Source organism: Streptomyces sp. NPDC054847 (genome assembly GCF_053610925.1).
Window position 1 is genome coordinate 7,403 of record NZ_JBSGZJ010000184.1, and the last position, 5,472, is coordinate 12,874.

Sequence of the window (5,472 nt, forward strand, 5' to 3'; positions counted from 1 at the left end):
GGCTCCCCCTTGGGAAGCCACAGCCCTTCTCCTGCGCGGCGGTCAGCCCGTCTTGCGGCGGAAGTACCGCTTGCCGCCTGCCGGGTTGGTGCTGCCCTGGATCCGCGCCTGGATGTCGCCCTGCGCCTGGCGGGACGCGCCCTTGCGGTCCTTGCGCTCGAGCGCCTCCCGGAACTTGCGCCTGGCGTCGTCCTCCACGGCATCGTTCTGCGGCGTATCGGCCATGCGAACCTCCTCGGCATAATCAACAGCCGGATCAGCGTGGCACAGAAAGGGAAATCTGACGAGGGTCGATTTCGGCCCTCAATTCGCCACCCGTGAGCCACCATTATGAATTGCTCATGCAATTGTTTTCAGGGTTCCGGGGGTCCCGGGTTTCCGTGGTTCCGGAGGTTGCTGGTGTCAGGGTGCCGCGAGTTTTGCGGCGGTGTCCGGCTCGCGTTCCTCGCCCGGGGCGGCGGTCTGTCCGTCCGGTCCGGGCAGCAGGCGGCTGAGCGCCGCCGTCAGCAGGAAGGCGCCCACGTTGTACCAGAGGGTCGTGGACAGCGCGCCGCCCAGCAGTTCGGCGTCGCCGGTGCCGTGGCCGCCGGTGAGGGAGAAGAAGACCATGCCGACGACCGCGATGCCGGCGGCCGAGCCGAGCTGCATGAAGGCGTTGACGACGCCGGAGCCGACGCCGGAGTCCTTCGCGGGCACGTCGCCGAGGACGACGGCGGTCAGGACGGGTGAGCACAGGCCCATGCCGATGCCCATGACGACGCCGGCCGCGGCGACCTGCCACAGCTGCAGTCCGGCTCCCGAGGACCGTACGGCCACGATCGCCGAGAGCACACCGAGGGCCAGGACCAGCGACCCGGCGCCCACCCAGGTACGTCCGCTCACCGACTTGACCCGCCAGGACACCTGCGTCGCGGCGATGATGGCCAGCGGCCATGCGGCCGTCGCCAGGGCGGTGCGCCACACGGACCAGCCGAGGCCGAACTGCAGGTGGTAGGTGAGGACGAGGAAGAAGGAGCTGATGCCGGTGTAGAACAGGAGGGTGAGGGTCAGTCCGATCCGGAACGACGGCGGGCGGAACAGCGGCGGGGGGATGAGCGCCGAACCGTCGCGTCGGTGGCGGGCCCGCTGCTGCAGCGCGAACAGCACCAGGAGGGCCGCTGCCGCCGCCATGACGGCGAACATCCACAGCGGCCAGCCCTCTTCGCGGCCCTGGACGAGCGGATACAGCAGGCCGAGCGCCGCTGCGGCCAGCAGCAGCACGCCGGTCAGGTCGACGTGCAGCGGCTCGTCGGAGCGGCTCTCGGGCACGTAGAAGGCGGCCAGCAGGAGGGTCAGCAGACCCAGGGGCACGTTGATCAGGAAGATCGCGCGCCAGCCGAGGCCCAGCAGGTCCAGTTCGGTCAGCACGCCGCCGAGCAGCGGTCCGCTGACGCTGCCCACGATGAGTCCGACGCCGACGAGGGTGAACGCGTTGGCCCATTCCTCGCGCCGGAAGAGGGTGACGACGACCGCCATGGTCTGCGGCACCATCAGCGCCGCCATGAGGCCCTGCACGAACCGACCGGCCACCAGCATCTCGCCGCTGACGGAGACGCCGCAGACCACCGAGGCGGCGGTGAATCCCGCGACGCCGGCCATAAAGACGCGTTTACGGCCGAAAATGTCGCCGAGCCGGCCGCCGGTGATCAGCAGCAGTCCGAAGGCGAGGGTGTATCCGGCCAGGGTCCATTGCGCCATCGCGTAGTTGCTGTCGAGGTCGGTCTGGATGGCGGGCAGGACGACGGTGACGATGGACGCGTCGAGCGTGTCGAGGAACATCGCCGCTCCGACGATCGCCAGCGCCAGCCAGCGGCGGCGTGAACCCGGTCCGGGTCCGGTGGTGGTTTCGTTCACGATCAAAGACTCCCCAGGACGGCGTCGAGCGCCTGATCCATCTCGTCGGCGGTCAGTTCCTCCGCGGCCTGCAGCGCGTCGGCGGTGCGCACCGCGTCGGCGGCCGCTTGTGCCGCGGGCCGCGGCTGGGCGATCTCCAGCAGACGGGCGAGCACACCGCTTTGCTGAAGCTGCTCGGCGCTCACCCGCGACAGCGCCCATCGGGCCGCCTCCGCGGGGTCGGCGGGCGGGCCGGACTGCTCGGGTTCCCCGTCGAAGTCCAGCCGTACGTACAGGAAGTCGGCGATCGCCCGGGGGGTCGGGTAGTCGAACGCCATGGTGCTGGGCAGCGCCGCCTGCACGTACTTGGACAGCCGGTTGCGTACTTCGACCGCCATCAGCGAGTCCAGGCCGAAGTCCTTGAGCCGCTTGTCGGCCGGCACCGCGGCCGCACCGGCCAGTCCGAGCACGTCGGCGATCTCGTTCTGCACAGTGGTGAGCAGCGACGCGACGCGCTCGTCGGGGGTCAGGCCGGCGAGACGCTCGGCGAACGACACGGTCTGCGGTGCCTGTGCGCGCACCTGCCGCAGCTGCGGGCGGACCAGCGAGCGCAGCAGCGGGACGACCTCGCCGGTGTCGCCGCGCAGTGCGGCGACATCCAGCTTCAGCGGGACCAGCAGGGTCTCCGGCCGGGCCAGCGCCACGTCCAGCAGGGCCATGCCCTCCTGCGCCGTCAGTGCCCGGGCGCCGCGGCGGCGCACCCGGGCGAGGTCTGCGTCGCCGAGATGCGCGGTCATCCCCGTGCCGCCCTGGGCCCACAGGCCCCAGGCGAGGCTGGCCGCGGGCAGGCCGCGTTTGCGCCGGTGGGCGGCGAGTGCGTCCAGGAAGGCGTTGGCGGCCGCGTAGTTGCTCTGGCCCGGGGCGCCGAGGGTGCCGGCCGCGGAGGAGAACAGGACGAACGCCGCGAGGTCGAGGTCCTCGGTCAGTTCGTGCAGGTGGAGGGCGCCCGCCACCTTGGGTTCCAGGACCCGCCGGAACCGTTCCGCGCTCTGGTTGTGCACCACGCCGTCGTCCAGCACGGCCGCCAGGTGCAGCACAGCGGTGAGCGGGTGGCCGGCGGGGACGGCGGCCAGTACCGAGGCGATGTCGTCGCGGCGGGAGACGTCGCAGGCGGTCACGGTGACGGACTCGGCGCCCGCCTCCTGCAGTTGCCGGACCAGTTCGGCGGTGCCGGGCGCGTCCGGGCCGCGGCGTGAGGTCAGCACCAGGTGCCGTATGCCGTGTTCGCGTACCAGGTGGTGGGCCACCAGCCGGCCCAGTTCTCCGGTGCCGCCGGTGAGCAGTGCGGTGCCGTCCGTGTCCAGGGCGCGCGGCACGGTGAGGACGATCTTGCCCACGTGCCGGCCCTGCGCCATGTGGCGGAACGCGGCGGGCGCCTCGCGCACGTCGAACGCCTCGTACGGCAGCGGTGCGAGGACTCCCTGTTCCAGCAGACCGGCGATGACCCGCAGCATCTCCTGGATCCGGTCGGCGCCGCTGTCGCGCAGGTCGTACGCCTGGTAGGTGACGCCGGGGTGGTCGGCCGCGACCTGGTCGGCGTCCCTGATGTCGGTCTTGCCCATCTCCAGGAAACGTCCGCCGCCGGGCATCAGCCGCAACGACGCGTCGACGAACGTGCCGGTCAGGGAGTTGAGTACGACGTCGACACCGCGGTCATGGGTGGCCCTTTTGAACCGGGACTCGAACGCGGTGTCCCGCGACGAGGCGATCCGGTCGCCCGGCAGTCCCAGCCGGCGCAGCGTGTCCCACTTGGCCGGCCCGGCCGTGCCGTACGCCTCGGCGCCGAAGTGCCGGGCGAGTTGCAGGGCGGCCATGCCGACGCCGCCCGCGGCCGCGTGCACCAGCAGCCGTTCCCCGGCGCGCAGCCGGGCGAGGTCGTGCAGGCCGTAGTAGGCGGTGAGGAACACCAGCGGCACCGTCGCCGCCCGTGCGAACGACAGGCCGGGCGGGATCCGCACCATGAGGCGGGCGTCCACGCACACTTCGGTGCCGAAGGTGCCCGTCGCCAGGCCCATCACCCGGTCGCCGGGGCGCAGTCCGGTGACGTCGGGGGCCGTCTCGACGACGACGCCGGCGCATTCGAGGCCGAGCCGCGGCGAGTACACCATGTCGAGTGCGTTGAGGACGTCCCGGAAGTTCATGCCGGAGGCCCGGATCGCCACCCTGATGTGGCCGGCGGGCAGGGGCTCCGTCCCGGTGGGGCGGAACTCGAAGGTGTCCAGCCGTCCCCGTTCCCGGATGTCCAGGTGCCACGGCGCGCCGCCCGGTTCGGGGGCGGTGCCGGCGTCGGGCGCCGGGGCACGCTGCAGCCGCGGCACCAGGACGGTGTCGCCCCGCAGCACCATTTCCGGCTCCCCGCCGACGGCGAGCGCCCGGGCCAGCAGACCGGGGTCGCTCACGTCGGAGCCGACGTCGACCAGGCGCAGCGACCGGTCGGGGTGCTCGGCGCGTACCGCGCGCAGCAGTCCGGCCAGCGGTGTGTGCGTCAGTGACGCGGCGGGGTCCTCCGGCCGGGCGGCGACGGCGTCCCGGGTGATCCATACGATCTCGCAGTCGTCCAGCAGCGGGTCGGACAGGAAGTCCTGCACCTGGTGCAGCGCCCGGACCACCGCGTCCTGGGCGTCCTGGGCCGCGTCCTGGGTGTCGTTCTGCGGGATCCCGGTCGTGGCGCCGGTCAGGTCGACGACGATGCGGGACGGGGGGATGTCACCGAAGTCCGGCAGGCTGGTGCCGGTGGCCGCCGGCGTGACTCCCAGCCATGCGGCGGCGATGCCGTCGGCGCCGACGAGCGCGGTCCCCCCGGTGCCCGGGGTGTCGGTGCCCGGGGCCGGGGTGGCGGCGTCCGTGTCGAGGGCGAGTTGCTGGTAGTGGATGCGGTGGAGGTCCTCGGAGCCGGTCTGCGGGGCGGCGGCCTCGCGCAGCCGGGCCATGTCGGACCGGCGGGCCTCGAGCCCGCCGCCGGGGAGGCCCGGCTCGCCCGTGGCGTCGGCGACGAGGAGCCGCACCGTGGTCCCGTCGGTGCGCTCGGCGCGTATGCGCAGTTCGGTGCCGCCGGTGGCGTGGAGTTCGACGTCCCGCCAGGCGAACGGCATCAGGACGGTGCCGTCCTCCGCCGCGCCCTGCCCGTCGCCGGCGTCCATCGGTCCGGCTGCCGCGAGCAGGTGCAGGGCGGCGTCCAGCAGCGCCGGGTGGATCCCGTAACCGGTGACGGCGTCGGCCGGGGCGGCTGTGGCGGGGGCAGTGTCCGTTCCCGGGGCGGGGGCGGGGGCGGGCAGTCGTACGACCCCGTACAGGGCGTCGCCGGACCGCCAGGCCTCGGTCAGCCCCTGGAAGAGGGGGCCGTACTCCAGTCCCTGCGTGTGGCAGCGTTCGTAGAAGCCGCCGAGGTCGATACGGTCGCCGCCGGCCGCCGGCCAGGCCGGCCCGCTGAGCGCGCCGGCCGTGGGGCTGTTCGTGCCGTCGTCGAGTTCACCGGTGGCATGCCGGGTCCACGTCCCGGCATCGGCGGTGTTCTCCGGCTGGCTGTGCACGGACAGGGAG

At 72.9% G+C, this 5,472-nt stretch carries 3 protein-coding genes; all 3 read right to left on the minus strand.

What is annotated here, in order from left to right; genetic code table 11:
- Positions 1 to 42: 42 nt before the first annotated feature.
- Positions 43 to 225 carry a DUF5302 domain-containing protein gene (locus tag ACWGH4_RS19370; protein ID WP_453462219.1) on the minus strand — a complete coding sequence of 61 codons (183 nt, stop codon included), beginning with the start codon at positions 223 to 225 and terminating at the stop codon, positions 43 to 45.
- Positions 226 to 402: 177 nt separating this feature from the next.
- Complete coding sequence (locus tag ACWGH4_RS19375) at positions 403 to 1,893, minus strand: MFS transporter (protein WP_453462222.1); 1,491 nt, start codon at positions 1,891 to 1,893, stop codon at positions 403 to 405.
- Positions 1,894 to 1,895: 2 nt separating this feature from the next.
- On the minus strand, positions 1,896 to 5,472 hold a 3,577-nt coding region (locus tag ACWGH4_RS19380; protein ID WP_453462225.1), incomplete at its 5' end, for an SDR family NAD(P)-dependent oxidoreductase.

Coding starts and splice junctions, on each gene's coding strand:
- ACWGH4_RS19370 (WP_453462219.1), bottom strand. CDS start 225: ATGGCCGATACGCCGCAGAACGATGCCGTGGAGGACGACGCCAGGCGC.